Origin of the sequence: Micromonospora sp. NPDC049051 (genome assembly GCF_043197575.1) — a bacterium.
Taxonomy (GTDB): Bacteria; Actinomycetota; Actinomycetes; order Mycobacteriales; family Micromonosporaceae; genus Micromonospora.
Map to the genome: position 1 here is coordinate 254,250 of NZ_JBICTL010000005.1, position 18,363 is coordinate 272,612.

At 75.5% G+C, this 18,363-nt stretch carries 14 protein-coding genes; 6 read left to right on the forward strand and 8 right to left on the reverse strand.

From position 1 onward, the window contains the following. Positions 1–187: 187 nt before the first annotated feature. Both ACGFIR_RS22355 and ACGFIR_RS22360 read left to right on the forward strand, forming a co-directional pair. On the forward strand, positions 188–955 hold the full coding sequence (locus ACGFIR_RS22355; protein WP_393001937.1) for a type 1 glutamine amidotransferase: 768 nt from the start codon (positions 188–190) through the stop codon (positions 953–955). Then, positions 955–3,972, forward strand: a complete 3,018-nt coding sequence (locus ACGFIR_RS22360) for a bifunctional [glutamine synthetase] adenylyltransferase/[glutamine synthetase]-adenylyl-L-tyrosine phosphorylase (RefSeq protein ID WP_393147280.1) — start codon at positions 955–957, stop codon at positions 3,970–3,972. The genes ACGFIR_RS22355 and ACGFIR_RS22360 overlap by 1 nt, the downstream gene beginning before the upstream one ends. A 20-nt stretch (positions 3,973–3,992) precedes the next feature. Here the strand turns inward: ACGFIR_RS22360 and ACGFIR_RS22365 are convergent, their stop codons facing one another. Together ACGFIR_RS22365 and ACGFIR_RS22370 are read right to left on the reverse strand one after the other, a co-directional pair. After that, the gene (locus ACGFIR_RS22365; protein ID WP_393146915.1) at positions 3,993–4,697 is read right to left on the reverse strand and encodes an SAM-dependent methyltransferase; all 705 of its coding nucleotides are present in this window, start codon (positions 4,695–4,697) and stop codon (positions 3,993–3,995) included. Between the two features lie 95 nt (positions 4,698–4,792). Next, positions 4,793–6,511 carry a hypothetical protein gene (locus tag ACGFIR_RS22370; RefSeq protein ID WP_393146917.1) on the reverse strand — a complete coding sequence of 573 codons (1,719 nt, stop codon included), beginning with the start codon at positions 6,509–6,511 and terminating at the stop codon, positions 4,793–4,795. A gap of 44 nt (positions 6,512–6,555) precedes the next feature. Here ACGFIR_RS22370 and mptB (ACGFIR_RS22375) point away from each other — a divergent pair, with 44 nt between their 5' ends. The 3 genes from mptB (ACGFIR_RS22375) (at position 6,556) to ACGFIR_RS22385 (ending at position 10,472) form a co-directional block, all read left to right on the forward strand. Further along, entirely contained in the window at positions 6,556–7,956 is a 1,401-nt protein-coding gene (mptB, locus tag ACGFIR_RS22375; RefSeq protein WP_393147282.1) for a polyprenol phosphomannose-dependent alpha 1,6 mannosyltransferase MptB, read from the forward strand. Positions 7,957–7,970: 14 nt separating this feature from the next. Beyond that, positions 7,971–9,599, forward strand: a complete 1,629-nt coding sequence (mptB, locus tag ACGFIR_RS22380; RefSeq protein WP_393146919.1) for a polyprenol phosphomannose-dependent alpha 1,6 mannosyltransferase MptB — start codon at positions 7,971–7,973, stop codon at positions 9,597–9,599. 123 nt (positions 9,600–9,722) lie between these two features. Beyond that, positions 9,723–10,472: a phosphotransferase gene (locus ACGFIR_RS22385; RefSeq protein ID WP_393146921.1), complete on the forward strand. Its 750-nt coding sequence runs from the start codon at positions 9,723–9,725 to the stop codon at positions 10,470–10,472. 202 nt (positions 10,473–10,674) lie between these two features. Here ACGFIR_RS22385 and ACGFIR_RS22390 read toward each other — a convergent pair whose 3' ends face one another. The 3 genes from ACGFIR_RS22390 to glnA form a co-directional block, all read right to left on the reverse strand. Continuing rightward, complete coding sequence (locus tag ACGFIR_RS22390) at positions 10,675–11,685, reverse strand: hypothetical protein (protein WP_393146923.1); 1,011 nt, start codon at positions 11,683–11,685, stop codon at positions 10,675–10,677. After that, positions 11,682–12,041: a PadR family transcriptional regulator gene (locus ACGFIR_RS22395; RefSeq protein WP_393001949.1), complete on the reverse strand. Its 360-nt coding sequence runs from the start codon at positions 12,039–12,041 to the stop codon at positions 11,682–11,684. Before ACGFIR_RS22395 ends, ACGFIR_RS22390 begins: the two co-directional genes overlap by 4 nt. Positions 12,042–12,415: 374 nt before the next feature. Continuing rightward, positions 12,416–13,840 carry a type I glutamate--ammonia ligase gene (gene glnA, locus ACGFIR_RS22400; protein ID WP_393001951.1) on the reverse strand — a complete coding sequence of 475 codons (1,425 nt, stop codon included), beginning with the start codon at positions 13,838–13,840 and terminating at the stop codon, positions 12,416–12,418. A 305-nt stretch (positions 13,841–14,145) separates the two neighbouring features. Here glnA and ACGFIR_RS22405 point away from each other — a divergent pair, with 305 nt between their 5' ends. Next, on the forward strand, positions 14,146–14,547 hold the full coding sequence (locus ACGFIR_RS22405; protein WP_393146925.1) for an RDD family protein: 402 nt from the start codon (positions 14,146–14,148) through the stop codon (positions 14,545–14,547). 78 nt (positions 14,548–14,625) lie between these two features. On the opposite strand, the gene ACGFIR_RS22410 is transcribed toward ACGFIR_RS22405, so the two are convergent. From ACGFIR_RS22410 to lipA, 3 genes are all read right to left on the reverse strand, one after another. Next, positions 14,626–15,315, reverse strand: a complete 690-nt coding sequence (locus ACGFIR_RS22410; RefSeq protein ID WP_393001955.1) for a DUF4191 domain-containing protein — start codon at positions 15,313–15,315, stop codon at positions 14,626–14,628. Between the two features lie 86 nt (positions 15,316–15,401). After that, positions 15,402–17,075 carry a hypothetical protein gene (locus ACGFIR_RS22415; RefSeq protein WP_393146927.1) on the reverse strand — a complete coding sequence of 558 codons (1,674 nt, stop codon included), beginning with the start codon at positions 17,073–17,075 and terminating at the stop codon, positions 15,402–15,404. 65 nt (positions 17,076–17,140) lie between these two features. Next, a complete protein-coding gene (gene lipA, locus ACGFIR_RS22420) occupies positions 17,141–18,190 on the reverse strand; it encodes a lipoyl synthase (RefSeq protein ID WP_393001959.1) in 1,050 nt (349 codons plus the stop codon). Between the last annotated feature and the right edge of the window lie 173 nt (positions 18,191–18,363).

An 18,363-nucleotide genomic window follows, 5' to 3' on the forward strand; every position in this document is an offset into this window, starting at 1 on the left:
TCGCCGGGGCGCAGCACCGGCGGTCGTACGGCGGTGGCGGGGGTCGTACGGGCGCGGTCGGGCACAGCGGCAGAGCCTAGTCGCGTACGCGCGGGCTCCGGGCACGTACCGGTCGTCGGGCGCGCCCGGCGCCGTGCCGGTGGAGGCGTTCTGGGGTCCGTCGGGGTCACCGGATAGCCTCGACGTCGTGGCTACCGCGTTGGTGATCGAGAATGACCCGACCGACGACGTCCGCCGGCTCGGTGAGTGGTTGACCGAGGCCGGCCTCGACCTGTGGGTGGTTCGCGCCCACGCCGGTGAGGAGATCCCCGCCGACCTGACGGGCTATTCGGCGCTGGTGGTGCTCGGCGGCGGGCTGCCGCCGTACCCGCTGCCGGACGGGTCGCCCGCCGCGCCCTGGCTCCCGGCGTTGGAGGGGCTGCTGCGCAAGGCCGTCCGGCACCGGGTGCCGACGCTCGGCATCTGCCTCGGCGCGCAGCTGCTGGCCACCGCGCACGCCGGCGAGGTCGTGCGGAGCCCGAGCGGCCCGGAGGCCGGCGCCACGGTGGTCGGCAAGCGGGACGCCGCCGACGCCGACCCGCTGTTCCGTTACGTCCCGCTGATGCCCGACGTGTTCCAGTGGCACGCCGACGAGATCTCCGAACTGCCCCGGGGCGCCACCCTGCTGGCCGCCTCCACCCGCTACCCGCACCAGGCGTTCCGCCTCGGTGACCGGGCCTGGGGGTTGCAGTTCCACATCGAGTGCGACACCGCCATGATCGCCGACTGGGCCACCGACTCGAGGCTGCTGGCCGAGCTGGGTTACGACCCCGACCTGGTGGTGGCGGCCTGCCACGACGTGATGGTCGACGTCGAGGAGGTCTGGCAGCCGTTCGCCGCCCGGTTCGCCGCGCTGGCCCTCGGTGAGCTGGAGGACGCGGAGCCTCGCCGCAGCCTGCCCCTGCTCGGGCAGTGATGAGCCGGCCGGCCAGGGCCGTGGGACGGCTCGCGCGCTACGGCTTCGGCACCGAGGGCGGCGTCGGCGCCACCCGCGCCGACGACCTGCTCGGCCCGGACGGGCTCGGGCTGTGGCGGCCGGACGTGCAGGAACCCGTCGACGAGCGCGCGGCGGAGCTGCTCGTCGCGCTCTCCCGGGCCGCCGACCCGGATCTGGCGCTGCGCCAGTTGCACCGCATCGTCGAGGCCGAGCGCCGGGCCACGCCGGAACAGGAGCACCCGGCGCTGCTGGCGGCGCTCGCCGACGACCCCGGCCTGCGCCGCCGGCTGATCGCCGTCCTCGGCGCGTCCTCCGCGCTCGGTGACCACCTGGTCGCCAATCCCGACCAGTGGCCGGCCCTGAGCACCGCCCCGGACGGGCTGGCGCCGATCGCCGAGGGGCGACTCGACCTGTCCGGCGACGGGCGGCCGGTGGCGGTGCTGCGCAAGGCGTACCGGCTGGCGCTGCTGCGCATCGCGGCGGCCGACCTGACCGGCGGCCGGGGCCTGGAGCAGACCATGGCCGCGCTCTCCGCGCTGGCCGACGCGACCCTGGCGGCGGCGTACGAGATCGCGGTCGGCGAGCTGCCGGAGGGCACCCCCCGGCCCCGGCTCGCCGTGGTGGCGATGGGCAAGTGCGGCGGCGGCGAGCTGAACTACGTCTCCGACGTCGACGTGATCTTCGTGGCCGCCGAGGACGACGACCTCGCCGCCGCCACCACGGTCGCCACCCGGCTGATCCACGTCTGCGGGCTGGTCGCCTGGCCGGTCGACGCCGCCCTGCGTCCCGAGGGCAACCGGGGGCCGCTGGTGCGGACGCTGGCCAGCCACCTCGCCTACTACCGGCGCTGGGCGCGCACCTGGGAGTTCCAGGCGTTGCTCAAGGCGCGGCCGGCGGCCGGCGACCTGGCGCTGGGCCGGGAGTGGATCGAGCAGCTCGCCCCGCTGGTGTGGCGGGCCGCCGAGCGACCCGAGGCGGTCGAGGACGTACGCGCCATGCGGCGCAAGATCATCGACAACATTCCGCCGAAGGAGCTGGAGCGCGAGATCAAGCGCGGTCCGGGTGGGCTGCGCGACATCGAGTTCGCCGTGCAGCTGCTGCAACTGGTGCACGGCCGGGGCGACGAGTCGCTGCGGGTACCCGGCACCATCCCCGCCCTGCGCGCCCTGGTCGCCGGCGGCTACGTCGGCCGGGCCGACGGCGAGGGGCTGCTGCGCGGCTACCGCTTCCTGCGCGGCGTCGAGCACCGCCTCCAGCTCCAGGGGTTGCGCCGCACCCACACCGTGCCGACCGAGCCGGCCGCGCTGCGCTGGCTGGCCGCCGCGCTGGGCCACACCGCCACGCCGGGCCGCAGCGCCGTCGAGGAGTTCCGCGCCGAGTGGGTCACCCACGCCACCGAGGTACGCCGCCTGCACGCCAAACTCCTCTACCGGCCGCTGCTGGAGTCGGTGGCCCGGGTGCCGGCCGACGGGCTGCGGCTGACCCCCGAGGCGGCCCGGCACCGGCTGGAGATCCTCGGCTTCGCCGACCCCGCCGGGGCGCTGCGGCATCTCCAGGCCCTCACCGGCGGGGTGAGCCGCACCGCCGCCATCCAGCGCACCCTGCTGCCGGTGCTGCTCAGCGAGTTCGCCGACGCCCCCGAGCCGGACCGTGGCCTGCTCAACTACCGGCAGGTCTCCGACAAGCTCGGCAGCACCCCCTGGTACCTGCGCCTGCTGCGCGACTCCGGGCCGGTGGCGCGCCGGCTGGCCCGGGTGCTCTCCTCGTCCCGCTACGCCGCCGACCTGCTGGCCCGCGAGCCCGAGGCGCTGCGGCTGCTGGCCGAGGAGAGCGAGCTGACGCCCCGGCCCAGGGCGGTCCTCTGCGAGGGTTTCGCCGCCGCCGCGGCCCGGCACGCCGACCCGGTCGAGGCGACCCGGGCGATCCGCGCGCTGCGTCGCCGGGAACTGGTCCGGATCGCCTGCGCCGACCTGCTGAGCCGGGCCGGCTCGTTGGCCCCGTCGCCGCCCCGGCCTGACGGCGCACGGGCGGCGCTGGGCCTGGCCGACGTGACCGCCGTCGGCACCGCACTGGCGGACGTCACCGACGCCACCCTGTCCGCCGCGCTGCGGGCCGCCCGGGCGACCCAGCCCCCCGTGCCGGGGCTGCGCTTCGCGGTGATCGGCATGGGCCGCCTCGGCGGGTACGAGTCGAACTACCTCTCGGACGCCGACGTGCTCTTCGTCTACGACGCGCCGGCCGGTGCGGGTGACGGCGCGGCCGGCTCCGCCGCCCGCGCGATCGCCGAGGAGTTGCGCCGGCTGCTCGGGATGCCCGCGCCCGATCCGCCGCTCGGCGTCGACGCCGACCTGCGCCCCGAGGGCCGGCAGGGCCCGTTGGTGCGCAGCCTCGCCGCGTACGCGCAGTACTACGCCCGCTGGTCGAAGGTGTGGGAGGCGCAGGCGCTGCTGCGTGCCCGGTTCGTCTGCGGCGACGCCGACCTAGGCGCCGAGTTCGAGGCGATGATCGACCCGGTGCGCCACCCGGCCGACGGGCTGAGCCGCGAGCAGGTGGTGGAGATCCGCCGGATCAAGGCGCGGGTGGAGCACGAGCGGCTGCCCCGGGGCGCCGACCCGGCCACCCACACCAAGCTCGGGCGGGGTGGCCTCGCCGACGTCGAGTGGGCGGTGCAGTTGCTCCAGCTCCGGCACGCCGGGGCGATCCCGGCGCTGCGCGGCACGCGTACGCTCGACACCCTCGCGGCGGCGCGGGACGCGGGCCTGGTCGACCCGACGGACGCCACCGAGATGGCGGCCGGCTGGACGCTGGCCGCCCAGGTCCGCAACGCGCTGATGCTGGTCCGGGGCCGGGAGGGCGACCAACTGCCCCGGCACGGCGTCGAGCTCGCCGGGGTGGTCCGGCTGCTGGGCCGCGACGACCCCGGCGAGTTCCTCGACGAGTACCTGCGCACGTGCCGCCGCTCCCGGGCGGCGATGGAGCGGGTGCTCGACTCCTGAGACCCGCGCCGGCGCGGGTCTCAGGGGCGGCGGTGGACCAGCACCACGTGGTCGACCAGCTCGCCGATCTCGCCGGCCGGGCCGGTGGCCTGCCGGCGCGGCGCGCCGAGCCGCTCGGTGTCCCACCGGTCGGGGGCGAGGTCGAGCGTGGCCAGGGTCTCCTGCGGCGTGGCGAAGCGCGCGTGCGGGTGGTCGTGCCGTCCCCACGGCGGGACCTCGCCGTGCTCGACGATCAGCAGCCGGCCGCCGGGGGCCACGGCCCGGGCCGCCGAGCGCAGCAGCTCCGCCCGGGGGAACTCCAGCGGCGACTGGAGGAACTGCGCGGAGACCAGGTCGTACTCGCCCGGGGGGAAGGTGCGGGTGAGGTCGTGCCGGCGGAACTCGATGCGGGACGCGACCCCGGCGGCGGTCGCCTCCTCGGCCGCGCGGGCGAGGGCGGTCTCGGAGACGTCGACGGCGGTCACCCGCCAGCCCTGCCCGGCCAGCCAGATCGCGTCGCCGCCCTCCCCGCAGCCGAGGTCCAGCACGGTGCCGGCCGGCAGCGAGCCGGCGACGTCGACCAGGATCGGGTTCGCCCGGCCGCTCCAGACCCGCTCGTGCCGCCCGTAGTGCTCCTCCCAGAACCGCGCGGTCTCCTCGTCCACGTCCGGGTGCCGCCCGTCGTGGCCGGTGGCCACCGGGGTGTGGTCGTGCCGGTGCTGCCCGGCCGTCGTGTCGTGGTGCACGTCTCGTCCTCCTCGCCTGCGTGACCTGCCGCGTCGATCGTGCGCGCCCGTCGGCGGAGGGAGCAAGAAACGTTGCCGGACCGGCAAAAGGTTGGTCAGCTACCGAGCCGGTACTGCCCGGCCCGGGGCACCGTCACCGCCGTCCAGCCGCCGTCGGCGGCGACCGTGGCCCCGTCCGAGGCGGCCAGCCAGCGACTGTGTCGTACCCGGACCAGCACCCTGCCGGCGGCCGGGGCCCGGAACGTCACCGACGCGCCGTCCTGCGCGACCAGTTCGGCCGGTGCCCCGACGATCGGGGTCGGGTCGGTCACCGCCCAGACCCGCCAGTGCGGGCCGGACCAGACGGGCGTCAGGTAGGGCAGCCCGTCCCCGATCAGTTCCGCCTCGGCCCGGCCGACCCAGGACAGCGGGGCGTCCGGCACCGCGACGAACTGCACCGCGTTGTCGCCGAGCCAGTCCCGGTAGCTCGCGGCGGTCAGCGGCACCCCGGTGCCGGCCGCCCCCGGCACGGTGGTGAAGAAGAGCGGGTTGCGGTCGATGTCGGCCTGCCGCAGCCAGCCCCGGGCCAGCGGCAACTCGCCCAGCCTCGCCGCCTCCCAGTAGTTGCGGGTCGGCGGAATCTCCACCCGGCCGGTGAGCCGTTGCCCGTCGAGGAACGCGCGCAGCGGCGCGAAGTAGGCCGCCCGGCTGGTCGGGTCGTCGACGCTGCGCAGGTCGGCCGGGGGCACCGGCGGCTGCCACCAGCACACCGCCGCCAGCAGCGCGGCCAGCCCGACGCCGCCCCGCAGTCGGGCCAGCCCGGTGCCGCGCGCCCCGGCCCGGTCGTCGTCGCCGCGCGCCCCGGCCCGGTCGTCGTCGCCCCGGGTTTCGACCGCGGCGTCGGCCTGCCGCCCCGCTGCGGTCCGGCCGGTGCGGGCGAGCCACCGCGTCAGCCGGGCCGGGGGGCGGGCGGCGGCGGCCAGCAGGGGCAGGGCGAACATGACCGCCAGCCGGGTGGCGTTCAGCCCCACCGGGGTGTGCACCAGGGCCGCCGCCAGCACCCCGACCGCCGAGAGTAACGCCCCCACCCGCACCGGCCGGTAGCCCACCAGCGCGGCGACGAGCAGGCTGGTCAGCACGGCGCGGACCGTGTCGGTGCGGCTGATGTTCATCCAGCCGCCATCGCCGAAGAGCAGGGCGGTCAGCCCGAGCGGCAGCGCAGCGGCGACGCCGAGCACCAGGCCGTCGGCGTACCGGCGGGTCAGCAGCAGCGCCGCGCCGGCCAGGCCGACGAAGAGACCCGCCACCGGACTCGTCGCCGAGGCCAGCAGCGCCCCGGCCGCCGCCAGCCCCAACCGGACGAACCGCCGGTGCCCCGCCCGCCGGTCGGGCCCGGCGCCGGCCGGCACACGGGGGAGGGTGAGGGCGAGCAGTGCCCCGAGGCCGAAGGCCACCCCGAGGCCGTACGTCACCCGTCCCGAGACCAGGTTCCCGGTGATGGTGAGCACCCCGACCAGGCTGCCGAGCAGCGGACGGGGCACCCCGGTACGCACCAGCAGCGCCGCGAACGCGGTGGCCGCCGCCACCAGGGCCAGCGCGCCGGTGACCCGCACCCCGAGCAGCGCCATCACCGGCTGCGAGACCAGGCTGTAGCCGAACTGCTGCACGCCGCCGTACCAGCGCAGATCCACCGGCGCGAAGCTGTGGGCGGCGAAGAAGTCGGCCCGCGCGACCTGCGCGGCGAGGTCGGAGCCGGTCGGCGGGAGGATGAGGTAGGCCACGCCGAGGAGCGCGGCGGACGCGGCGGACACCGCCACCACCCGACTGCGCCGCATGCCCACCTCCGTACCGCGACCACCGTACTGGCAGCATGACCGGCGTGCCTCACCACCTCGCGCGCTGGATCGGTCTCGCCGGCTCGACGCTGCTCGCCGTGGCCGCGTTCCTCGGCGGCGCGTTCCCCGACGGCGACCTGCGTCCCACCCCGGTCAGCATCTGGCAGGGCCCGTACGGCCCGCTGATCATCGCCACCTGGGCGGTCGGCACCGGCGCGATGGCGTACGCCTGGTGGTCGCTGCGCGACCGCGTGCCCTCGACCCGCTGGGCGCTGGTCACCGTCGGGCTGTGGCTGCTGCCGCTGCTGGTCACGCCGCCGCTGGGCAGCCGGGACGTCTACGCGTACGCCTGCCAGGGCGCCAGCTACGCCGCCGGGCTCAACCCGTACGAGCAGGGCGTCTCCGCGTTGCCGTGCCCGTGGCTGGACACCATCTCGTACATCTGGCGGGACACCGCCGCGCCGTACGGGCCGCTGTTCGTGCTGCTCGCCGGGGCGGTGGTCGAGGCGACCGGCTCCCTGTACGGCAGCATCGTGCTGTTCCGGCTGCTCGCCGTCGTCGGCGTCGGGCTGACGGCGGCCACCCTGCCGACGCTGGCCCGCCGCTGCGGCGTACCGGCCGGGCGGGCGGTCTGGCTGGCGCTCGGTTCGCCGCTGATCGGGGTGCACCTGGTCTCGGGCGCGCACAACGACGCGCTGATGGTGGGGCTGCTCGTCGCCGGGCTGGCCGTGGTGGTGTCCCGGCCGGGCCGCCCCGGGCCGCTGCTCGGCGGGGGAGTGCTGCTCGGGCTCGCCGCCGCCATCAAGGTGACCGCGCTGGTCGTGGTGCCGTTCGCCGCGCTGGCCGCGATCGTCGGGGCGTACTCGATCAGGGCGCTGCTGCGCGACGGCGGCTGGGTGGTCGGCGGGGCGGTCGCCGCCGTGGTCGGCGCGACCCTCGCCACCGGCCTGGGCTTCGGCTGGGTGACCGGGCTGGAGCAGGGCGGCCTGGTGATCGCCTGGACCTCGCCGCCGACGGCGGTGGGGCAGACCGTCGCCTACCTCGCCGCGCCGTTCGGCTGGCACGGCGACCCGCTGCCGGTCACCCGGGGGATCGGCATGGCGGCGCTGGCGCTGGTGCTGCTCTGGCTGTGGTGGCGGGCGCGCACCCGGGAGCCGATCTGGCACGCCGGCCTCGCGCTGGCCGCCACCGTCGCGCTCGCCCCGCTGTTCCACCCCTGGTACTGGACCTGGCCGCTGGCGGTGCTCGCGGCCACGGCGCGGCGTACCGGCTGGTTCGCGGTGGTCACGATCGTCTCGTCGTTCCTGGTGCTCGCCGACGGCACCGGCCTGGCCCGGTACACCAAGACGGTCGGGGCGCCGCTGATGACGCTGTTCGTGATCGTGGTGGTGGTCCGCTTGGTACGGTCGGCCCGAGCGGCCCGTCGACCGGCCGCCGTGGACTGAGGAGAGGGCCGCCGGTGACCACTCCCGGCACCCCGCCGGCCACGCCCGGCACCCCGCGACCGCCCGGTCCGCAGCCCATCCAGGGCCCGCCGCCGTCCCAGGGCCCGGCACCGCCCGGTCCGCCGCCGTCCCAGGACCCGCCACCCGGGCCTCCGCCGTCGCCCGGACCCCCGTCGTCCGGGCCTGCTCCGCCGTCGCCCGGTGCCGCCGGGCTCGCCCGGTGGGCCGGCCTGGTCGGGGCGGTGCTGCTGACCGTCGCCGGCTGGCTCGGCGGCGCGCTGCCCCGGGCGGCCACCCCTGCTGCCGGCCTCGGCGGCGAGCCGTGGACCGTCGCGCTGTGGCTCGTCGGCACCGGGCTGCTGGTCGGCGCCTGGTGGGCGCTGCGCCGGGGCGCGCCGTCGACGCGGTGGGCGTACCGGACCGCCGGGCTGTGGGCGCTGCCGCTGCTGGCCGCGCCGCCGCTGGGCAGCCGGGACGTCTACTCGTACGCCTGCCAGGGCTGGGCGTACGCGCACGGCGTCGACCCGTACGTGAACGGTGTCGCCGAGGCCGGCTGTCCCTGGGTGGACTCGGTGGCGCCGATCTGGCGGGACACGCCGGCGCCGTACGGGCCGGTCTTCGTGCTGCTCGCCGCGCTCGCCGTGACCCTCGGCGGCGGCCTGGTGGGTGCGATCGTGGCGTTCCGGCTGCTCGCGGTCGCCGGAGTGCTGCTGGCCGCCGTCTGCCTGCCGAAGCTGGCCCGGGCCGCCGGCGTACCCGCCCGCCGGGCGGCCTGGCTGGCGCTGGCCAGCCCGCTGGTCGGGGTGCACCTGATCGCCGGCGCGCACAACGACGCGGTGATGCTCGGCCTGCTGACGCTGGGGCTGCTGGTGCTCCTCCGCCGGCCCGGCCGGCCGGGGCCGCTGCTGCTGGCCGGGGCGCTGCTCGGGCTGGCGGTGACGGTGAAGGCGACCGCCGTGGTGGTGCTCCCGTTCGCGGCGCTGGCCGCCGTGCACGGCCGCCACACCGTACGGGCGCTGCTGCGCGACGGCGGCTGGCTGGCCGGCGGGATGCTCGGCGGGGTGGCCGTCACATCCCTGCTCTCCGGGCTCGGCCTCGGCTGGGTGGGCGGGCTGACCCGCAGCGGCGACTCGGAGCAGTGGACGTCGCCGCCCACGGCGGTCGGCTTCGTCGTCGACTACGCGGGCGGGCTCGTCGGCCGGGAGCCGGGCGCGGTGCCGGTCGTCCGCGCGGCGGCCCTGCTGCTGCTCGCCGTGCTGGTGACGGCGCTGTGGTGGCGGGCGTGGACGGGGCTGCGCCGGGCGAGCGGCGTCGGGCAGCGGGTGGCCCGCCCGGACGCCGCCCGCCCCCAGGCCGCGCTGCTCGGGGCCGGGCTGGCGCTGACCGCCACGGTCGCGCTGGCCCCGGTCTTCCACCCCTGGTACGCCACCTGGCCCCTGGCGCTGCTCGCGGTCGCCGCGACGCGTACGACCTGGTTCGTGGCGCCCTGCGCGGCGGCGGCCTTCCTCGCCCTGCCCGACGGCACCAACCTGGCCCGGTTCAGCAAGGCCCCGGGCGCGCTGGCGATGACGGCGCTGGCGGCCGGGCTGGCGGTGTGGGGCCTGCTCCGACTCCGCCGGGCCCGGCCCGCGCCCCCGGACTGAGGGGCCGTGCCGCGCGTTCCGGCCGGCGGGGTTCGCGCCGCGTCCTCGGGGCGCGTCGCGCCCGTGCCGCGCGCCCGGCCGAGGTCCGTGGCGCGCCGCGGCTGGCGGGTCCATGATCGTGGGATGAGCGCAGCCGAGGAACCGTTGCCGAGCAACGCCACCGCCGGTGTGGTGCGCGTCGGCGACACCGTGCGCCGCCCGGCCGGCCCCTGGACCGACGCGGTGGACGCCCTGCTGGAGCACCTGCACGCGGTGGGATTCTCCGGCGCGCCCCGACCCCTCGGCCGGGACGCACAGGGCCGGCAGGTGCTGGAGTACGTCCCCGGCGAGGTCGGCGCGGCGTCGGGCACGTACCCGGTGGCGGACCTGTTCGCGATCGGCCGGATGCTGGCCGAGCTGCACGAGGCGCTGGCCGGCTTCACCCCGCCGGCCGGCGCGGCGTGGCAGCGGCTCATCCCGCCCGACCGGGAGGAACTCGTCTGCCACAACGACGTGGCCCCCTGGAACCTGATCAGGGCGGACCGGGGCTGGGTGCTGATCGACTGGGACGCCGCCGCGCCGGGCTCCCGGCTGTGGGACGTCGCGTACGCCGCGCAGAGCATGGCCGGCCTGCGTCCGGACCGGCCGGTGGCCGAGTCGGCGGCCCGGCTGCGCGCCTTCGCCGACGGCTACCGTCTCGACGAGGCGTCCCGCCCGGCCCTGGCCGGGATGCTCGGCCCCCGCGCCCGGGCGATGTACGAACTGCTGCGCGAGGGCGCGGAGCAGCGGCGCGAGCCGTGGGCCCGGATCTGGACCGAGGACGGCCCGTACTGGCTGGCCACCGCCGACCACCTCGCCGCCCACACGCGGGAATGGGAGGCGGCCCTGCGCTGACCGCCCTCCCGCCACCGCGGGCGAACCTCTCGGCGAGGGCCGCCCCGCCCCTCACCGCCGGGGCCGGGCGTCGTCACCTGACGCCGAGGCGGGGCCCCGCCACTCGCGGTCGTAGCTGCGGCGAGTGGAACGCTGTGGCTGTCAGAACCTCGGGTGACAGCCGTGGTGTTCCACTCGCCGCCCGGGTGCCGCTGCCCCTGGTCTACGGGACCCGCTCGGTGGTACGGCCGCAGGACGGGCAGCGGTCGCCGGTGCCGACCGGCCCGGGTCCGCGTAGGCGCCTGCGCAGGGCGAGCGCCAGCGGCAGCAGCGCGGGGCCGGCGACGCCGACCAGGACGGCCGTCGCGGCGAGGGCGTCCCAGCCGGGGTTGGGCGCGCCGCGCATGTTGCCGTCGAGCGCGCCGGCCAGCGGCTGAAGGAAGAGCAAGCCGACCGGGGGCAGCAGCACCAGCAGCGCCCAGCCGCCCCGGTGGTCGGCCCGCAGGGCCAACCCGGTCCCGAGCAACAGCACCACGACGAGCAGTGTCACGGCGGCGCCGGGCAGCACCCCGCTCGCCGTCCAGCCGTAGTAGCTGACGTAGAAGTCGTTGCGGGGCAGCAGGTTGACACTCGTGAGGCCGGCGGCGGCCACCGCGAGCAGGGGCGCCGTCCGGATCAGCGCCGGCAGCCGTTCGGGCAGGGCCAGCGCCACCAGCCCCAGCCCGACCTGTGGCAGCAGCACGAACAGCGGTGGTCGGGGCAGGCCGGCGAGGGCCGCAACCGGTACGACCGCCACCGTGAGCAGCAGGGCGAGGGCCACGGCGCGACGGGTCCACCGACCCGGGGCCGCCGCGTGCACGGCCGCGGCGAGCAGCCAGGCCGCCCACACCCCGATCCCGAGCGAGACGAACGGTCCGGCGTGCGGCACGTCCCACGGCGCCGTCGGCGGGTGCAGCTCCAGCACCGACCAGGCCCCCGCCAGCGCGGTCGCGGTGACGAAGGCGAGGACGGCGGCGAGGCGTACGCCCGGAACCAGGTCGGCGGCTCCGGCGGCCCGCAGCCGCTGACGCAGGCCGCCGCGCAGCAGGTCCGCGGCGTCCGCGGGAGAGGGCCAGCGTCGGTCCGGGGCGGCCAGGTCGAGGTACGTGCCGACGATCTCCGCGCCGCGGGCCCGCCGGTATTCGGCCGGGTAGGCCCGCAGCAGGCGGTGGTAGCGCCGCTCCAGGTCGCTCATGCCAACCCTCCGGCGGTACGCGCGGCGAGCGGCCGGGACGCGCGGGCGCGCAGCCGGGCGGTGGCCGCCTCGACGTTGCGGCGCAGGCGCTCGGTCTCGGCGCTCAGCGTGGCGTCGCCGGCGGGGGAGAGGCGGTAGTAGCGGCGTAGCCGGCCGTCCACCACCTCCTCGCGGTCGACCTCCACCAGGCCGGCGTCGGTCAGCCGGTCGAGCGCGCCGTAGAGGGTGCCGGGGCGCAGCGACACGCGCCCGTCGGAGAGGGCGGCGACCTCGCCGATCAGGCCGTAGCCGTGCAGCGGCTCGCCGGCCAGCGCGGTGAGGATCAGGAAGGTGGGTTCGCGCAGCGGTGTGTCCACGCCCGCAATATAACGGACGCGAAGGTATGGGGCGGCCCTTTCGGCTGCGTCGCTCCACGTTGCGATTGCCTGCACCGCTGCCACCCCGCGCGGCTGCAACACGAGCCCCAACGTGGGCCGGCGGCACCGGTGGAACACCATGGCTGTCAAAACCCGCCGGAGACACCCATGGTGTTCCACCGGTCGTGCGGCTCGGGCGGTGTCGACCGGTCGGCTGCGCGCGGGTCGGCAGTTGGAGGTCGTGGCGCACTTGCCGAAGAGTGGCATCGCCTGGTCCACGAAGAACGCAGGGCTCCGGGACGGAGAAGGAAAGCCATCGGACGAGAAGAAGGAAGGCCCCGGGCGGACCCGGGGCCTTCCTGCGGATATTCGAATCAGCAGTCGAAGTACATGGCGAACTCGTGCGGGGTCGGGCGCAGGCGCACCGGGTCGACCTCGTTGGTGCGCTTCCACTCGATCCAGGTGGAGATCAGGTCGGGGGTGAAGACGCCGCCGTCGAGCAGGTAGTCGTGGTCGGCCTCGAGGGAGTCGAGCACCGCCGACAGCGAGCCCGGCACCTGCTTGACGTCGCCCCACTCCTCCGGCGGGAGGTCGTAGAGGTCCTTGTCGATCGGGGCCGGCGGCTCGATCTTGCTCTTGATGCCGTCCAGGCCGGCCATCATCATCGCCGAGAAGGCCAGGTAGACGTTGGCCGACGGGTCCGGCACGCGGAACTCGACCCGCTTGGCCTTCGGGTTGTTGCCGGTGACCGGGATGCGGGTGCAGGCGGACCGGTTGCGCTGCGAGTAGACCAGGTTCACCGGCGCCTCGAAGCCCGGCACCAACCGGCGGTACGAGTTGACCGTCGGGTTGGTGAAGGCCAGCAGCGACGGGGCGTGGTGCAGCAGGCCGCCGATGTACCAGCGGGCCATGTCCGAGAGGCCGGCGTAGCCGGTCTCGTCGTAGAACAGCGGCTCGCCGTTCAGCCAGAGGCTCTGGTGGGTGTGCATGCCGGAGCCGTTGTCACCGAAGAGCGGCTTCGGCATGAACGTCGCGGTCTTGCCGTTGGCCCAGGTCTCGTTCTTCACGATGTACTTGAAGAGCTGGAGCTGGTCGGCGGCGTGCAGCAGCGTCGAGAACCGGTAGTTGATCTCGGACTGGCCGGCGGTGCCCACCTCGTGGTGCGAGCGCTCCACGGTGAACCCGCTGTCGACGAGCCGGCGCACGATGCTGTCGCGCAGGTCGGCGTAGTGGTCGACCGGCGGCACCGGGAAGTAGCCGCCCTTGTAGGCGGTCTTGTAGCCGCGGTTGCCGCCCGGCTCCTCGCGGCCGGTGTTCCAGGCGCCCTCGACCGAGTCGATGTAGTAGAACGACTGGTGCGCCGAGGTCTCGTGGCGGATCGAGTCGAAGATGTAGAACTCCGCCTCCGCGCCGAAGTACGCGGTGTCGGCGATGCCGCTGGCGGCCAGGTAGGCCTCGGCCTTCTTCGCCACGTTGCGCGGGTCCCGGCTGTAGGCCTCGCGGGTGAACGGGTCGTGGATGAAGAAGTTGAGCGCGAGGGTCTTCTGGGCCCGGAAGGGGTCGATGAAGGCGGTGGCGACGTCCGGGAGCAGGAGCATGTCCGACTCGTGGATCGCCTGGAAACCGCGGATCGACGAGCCGTCGAAGGCCAGGCCCTCGGTGAAGAAGGCATCGTCGACCGACTCGACCGGCAGGTTGAAGTGCTGCATCACACCGGGCAGGTCACAAAAACGTACGTCGACGAACTTCACGTCCTCGTTCTTGAGGTATCGCAGGAGTTCCTCGGGATTGGCGAACACACGTCCTCCTGGCACGTCCACGGGTGGCTAGGCTCCTGACGACGCTATGGCCGTGCGGTTGCCCGGCCGTGTCTTGAGTGTTTCTGCCGTGTTACGTCCCTCGCGGAGCGTCATCCGCGCCGCTCGGGCGGGGTGCGACCGGGCAGCGGGACGTCATCGGCTGGGTAATTCTATTGATGTCTGCTCGCTTTCGCCCCTTTTTGTCGTGCGGTTGCTGGCGGAGCAGGCCGGCGTCAGCCCGTCGCACTCGTGGTGCGGGTGGTCGTCCCCGATCCGTCTCTCCGACCTGGATACCCTTGACCGCTGTGACCAACCCGCATGATCGCCCCGTACCCCCCGCGTCGGATCCCACCTTCACCCCGCCCAGCCTGGGCCGCCGGTTCGGCGCACTGGTGATCGACTGGGTGCTCTGCCTCCTGGTCGCCGGGTTCTTCTCCGACCCGGTCCGCGACGGGTGGGCGCCCGTGCTGGTGCTCATCGTCGAGTACGGCTTCTTCCTCGGCCTCTTCGCCCAGACGCCCGGCATGTTCATCACGAAGATCCGCTGCGTCGCCTGGGCCGACGGCGGCCGTATCGGGCTGCTGCGGGCCCTGCTGCGCGGTCTGCTGCTCGCCCTGGTCGTGCCGGCCCTGCTGATGGACAACCACCGTCGTGGCCTGCACGACCGCCTGGCGGGCTCCGTCGTCACCGACGCCCCGCGCCCCTGACCCGGCACGCCCCCTGAGACGCAGCAGGAGCCGGGCCCTTCGCACGGGCCCGGCTCCTGCTCGCGTACGCGTCGCGGGTCAGCGACCGCGCGTCTGGCGGAACGCGCCGCGCGGGGGCCGCATGTTCTTCGGGATCGCGCCCTTGGGCATCTGCGGGCGGGCGGTGAGCGCCTTGAGCCGCTTGTCGAGCGAGTTGACGTCCTTGCCGCTGAGGTTGCGCGGCAGCCGCATCAACGTCATCCGCAGCTTGCGGATCGGCAGCTCGCCCTCCTCCTGACCGATCACGTAGTCGAAGAGCGGGGCGGAGCCGATCACCTTCGCCAGCCGCCGCTTCTCCTGGCCGAGCAGGCCGCGCACCCGCTGCGGGTTGCCCTCCGCCAGCAGGATCACGCCCGGCCGGCCGATGACCAGGTGGACCATGTCCATCTGGGTGGTGGAGCTGACGGCCGGGGTGACCCGCCAGTCGCCGCGCATGCTCTCCATGATCTGGGCCGCCGCGCCGGGCTGCCCCTCGGCGGCGTTCATCATCGCCCGGTTGGACCGCAGGTTGAGCACGATCAGCAGGCAGAGCAGGGCGAACAGGATGCCCAGCGGCAGCCAGATCCAGCCCCAGATCAGGACCGCGACCACGGTGAGCGCGAGCGGGATCAGCACCGCGCCGGCGGCCAACGGCGCGAACCACCGGTCCTGCTTGGCGGTGAACTTGAACACCATCCCGATCTGCTTCAGCCGCTGGCCGAACGAGACCTTCTCCTGGGGCTTTGCCATGCCACAGAGTCTAGTGGTCGCCGCACGTCGCACTGTCCGCGGCCGGGCTCAGTCCAGGTGGTCCGCGGCCGGGCGTGGTCCGGCGGTCACCGGCCGGGCAGGTAGATCCGCCAGCCGGGGACCACGACCAGGTCGAGCGCGGCCGGATCGGTGCGCAGGCGCTCGTCCAGACGGGTGGCCAGCGGCGACCCGGCCGGCGCGACCCACGCCGGCGCCGCCGATCCCCACACCGCCCGGCGGTACGGCAGGTACCGGTCGTGCCCCGGGCGCAGGTCGTCGTCGACCACCGCGCAGAGCACGTCCTCCCGGGCGGCGAAGGTGAGCCGGTTGCAGGTCCAGTAGCCGCCGTACACGTGCCGGACGCCCCGCTGGCGTAGCGCGGCCACCAGTTCGGCGTGCCGGGCCTCGGCGGCGCGGGCGGTCGGCGCGGCGCCCACCGCGCCGGCGGTCGCCACGGCGGCGGTGCCGAGGGTGGCTGCGAGCGCCCCGCCCACTGCGACGCGGGGCAGGTGGGCGACCGCCCCGCCCGCCGCGACGCGGGGCAGGTGGGCCGTCCGCCGCCGGGCGGCGGCCCACAGCGGCCACAGCAGCGCGGGCACCGAGATGAGCAGGCAGGACAGGTACCGGGAGCTTTCGACCGGTGTACGCCCGGCCGCGCTGCTCAGCGTGTAGGCGGCCAGCGTCGCGACGGCTGCCCCGACCAGGGCGAGCGACAGGGCCGCCCGGACCCGCGCCACGGCGTCCCCAGATCTTGGACAGTTGCCGTCCGGTGCCGACGGCAGGTGTCCAAGATCGGCGGGGGCGGGCGGTCGGCGGAGCAGGCGGAGGGCCGTGACGGTGGCCAGGAGCAGGAGGATGGGAAGGGCTGCGGCCCACCACAACTGCCAGCCGGCGCAGTGACCGGGGGAGCAGAAGCCCATGCCCAGCGGCGGGCCGAGCACCAGCCCGCCGTGCAGCCGGTCCGCCCAGCCGGCGGCCTGCCCGGAGCCGCCGGCGGCCAGCACCGCGGCGAGCGGGTCGCGCCCCGTGGCGAGGCTCTGTACCAGCAGCGGCGCGGCCCCGAGGAGCGCGGCGGCACCGAGCAGCACCCCGGCCCGGCCCCGCAGCTCCCGCCGCCGGTACGCGAGCAGCACCGCGCCGGTCGCCGCCACGTACGGCAGCACCAGCGGGTCGACCCAGACCATCAGCCCGGCCAGGAAGCCCCACGCCGCCCAGCGCGGCAGCCGGCGTCCCGGTCGTCCGGCCGCCAGGTCGTACGCCAGCACGGCGAGCGCCACCCCGGCCGCGTTCATCTCCGGGTACCCGCCCCCGGCGATGAGCTGGTTCTTCACCACCCGGTCCGAGCCCAGCGCCAGCAGCGCCACGACGAGCAGGGCGAACCAGCGGTCCCCGGTCAGCCGCAGCGTCAGCCGCCAGGCGAGCACGACGAAGGCCGCGTACAGGGCGAGGACGGGCAGGCGCAGCCCGAGCGTCGACGGGCCGGCCAGCGCGAACACCGGTGCGGCCAGGTACGCCTCCAACGTCCCCATGTACGCCTGGCCGTAGAACCAGACGGGGAACTCCTGTCCCCGCGCGATGTGCAGCGCGGCCAGCCCCATGGTGGCCTCGTCGCTGTTGGTCGGCGGCGCGTGGTGCAGCAGCAGCCCGAGGCGGTAGGCGATCCCCGCCACGACGGCGAGTACGGCGAGGACAGTCGGGAGCCGCCGGCGGGCGGTCGGAGTCGCGGGACGCGGGTGGCGGTGGCGTACTCCGACCGTCATGAGCCGATCATGGCAGTCGGCCGCCGGCCCGTGGTCGAACGAGGCCGGCGCGTCGCCGGGACGGGTCAGCCGGCGGTGACCGGAAGGGCCTCGCGGGCCTCCAGCGCCTGCCGGTAGAGCCGCCCGGCCCGGTACGACGAGCGCACCAGCGGCCCGCTCATCACGCCCGCGAAGCCGATCTCCTCGGCCTCCTCGCGCAGCTCGACGAACTCCTCCGGCTTGACCCAGCGGGTGACCGGGTGGTGCCGGGGGGTGGGGCGCAGGTACTGCGTGATGGTGATCAGCTCGCACCCGGCGTCGTGCAGGTCGCGCAGCGCCTGGGAGACCTCGGCGCGCTCCTCGCCCATGCCCAGGATCAGGTTGGACTTGGTGACCAGTCCGTCGGCGCGGGCCTGCCGGATCACGTCCAGCGACCGCTCGTAGCGGAACGCCGGCCGGATCCGCTTGAAGATCCGCGGCACGGTCTCCACGTTGTGCGCCAGCACCTCCGGCCGGGCGCCGAAGACCTCGGCGAGCTGCTCGGGGACCGCGTTGAAGTCGGGGATCAGCAGCTCCACGCCGCAGCCGGGCTGGAGGGTGTGGATCTGCCGGACGGTCTCGGCGTAGAGCCAGGCGCCGCCGTCGGGCAGGTCGTCGCGGGCCACGCCGGTGATGGTCGCGTAGCGCAGGCCCATCGAGACCACCGACTCGGCGACCCGGCGCGGCTCGTCGGCGTCGAACTCGGCCGGCTTGCCCGTGTCGATCTGGCAGAAGTCGCAGCGCCGGGTGCACTGGTCGCCACCGATGAGGAAGGTGGCCTCCCGGTCCTCCCAGCACTCGTAGATGTTGGGACAGCCGGCCTCCTGGCAGACGGTGTGCAGCCCCTCGCGCGAGACGAGCCCGCGCAGCTGGGTGTACTCCGGGCCCATCTTGGCCTTGACCTTGATCCACGGCGGTTTGCGCTCGATCGGCGTCTCGGCGTTGCGTGCCTCGATCCGCAGGAGACGCCGCCCCTCGGGGGCGGGCGTCGCCGTGCGCGCTGCCTGGCCGGTCGTCGGCGCGGAGTGCTCGATCGTCACGAAACCGAGCCTACGCCCGACGGCCGCCGTCGATGTAGTTCGGGCGACCGGCGTCACCCCTGAAACGCGTGACGCTCAACACGAGGGTCGGCGGAAAACCCGTCACAGGAGCCCCGGCGGGGGTGCTAGCGTGCCGCCAGAGCTGTGACGGAGCCGAGTAGCGCCCCGACCCGCCAGTTGAAGAGAGCCGCCGGTTGCTGCGAGGCGGTCTGGCACCGGGCCCGCGAAGA

Bases quoted from the DNA above. Each gene is read 5' to 3' on its own strand.
- ACGFIR_RS22360 (WP_393147280.1), top strand. From the start codon at position 955: ATGAGCCGGCCGGCCAGGGCCGTGGGACGGCTCGCGCGCTACGGCTTC.
- ACGFIR_RS22370 (WP_393146917.1), bottom strand. From the start codon at position 6,511: ATGCGGCGCAGTCGGGTGGTGGCGGTGTCCGCCGCGTCCGCCGCGCTC.
- ACGFIR_RS22385 (WP_393146921.1), top strand. From the start codon at position 9,723: ATGAGCGCAGCCGAGGAACCGTTGCCGAGCAACGCCACCGCCGGTGTG.
- ACGFIR_RS22390 (WP_393146923.1), bottom strand. From the start codon at position 11,685: ATGAGCGACCTGGAGCGGCGCTACCACCGCCTGCTGCGGGCCTACCCG.
- ACGFIR_RS22410 (WP_393001955.1), bottom strand. From the start codon at position 15,315: ATGGCAAAGCCCCAGGAGAAGGTCTCGTTCGGCCAGCGGCTGAAGCAG.
- ACGFIR_RS22415 (WP_393146927.1), bottom strand. From the start codon at position 17,075: ATGACGGTCGGAGTACGCCACCGCCACCCGCGTCCCGCGACTCCGACC.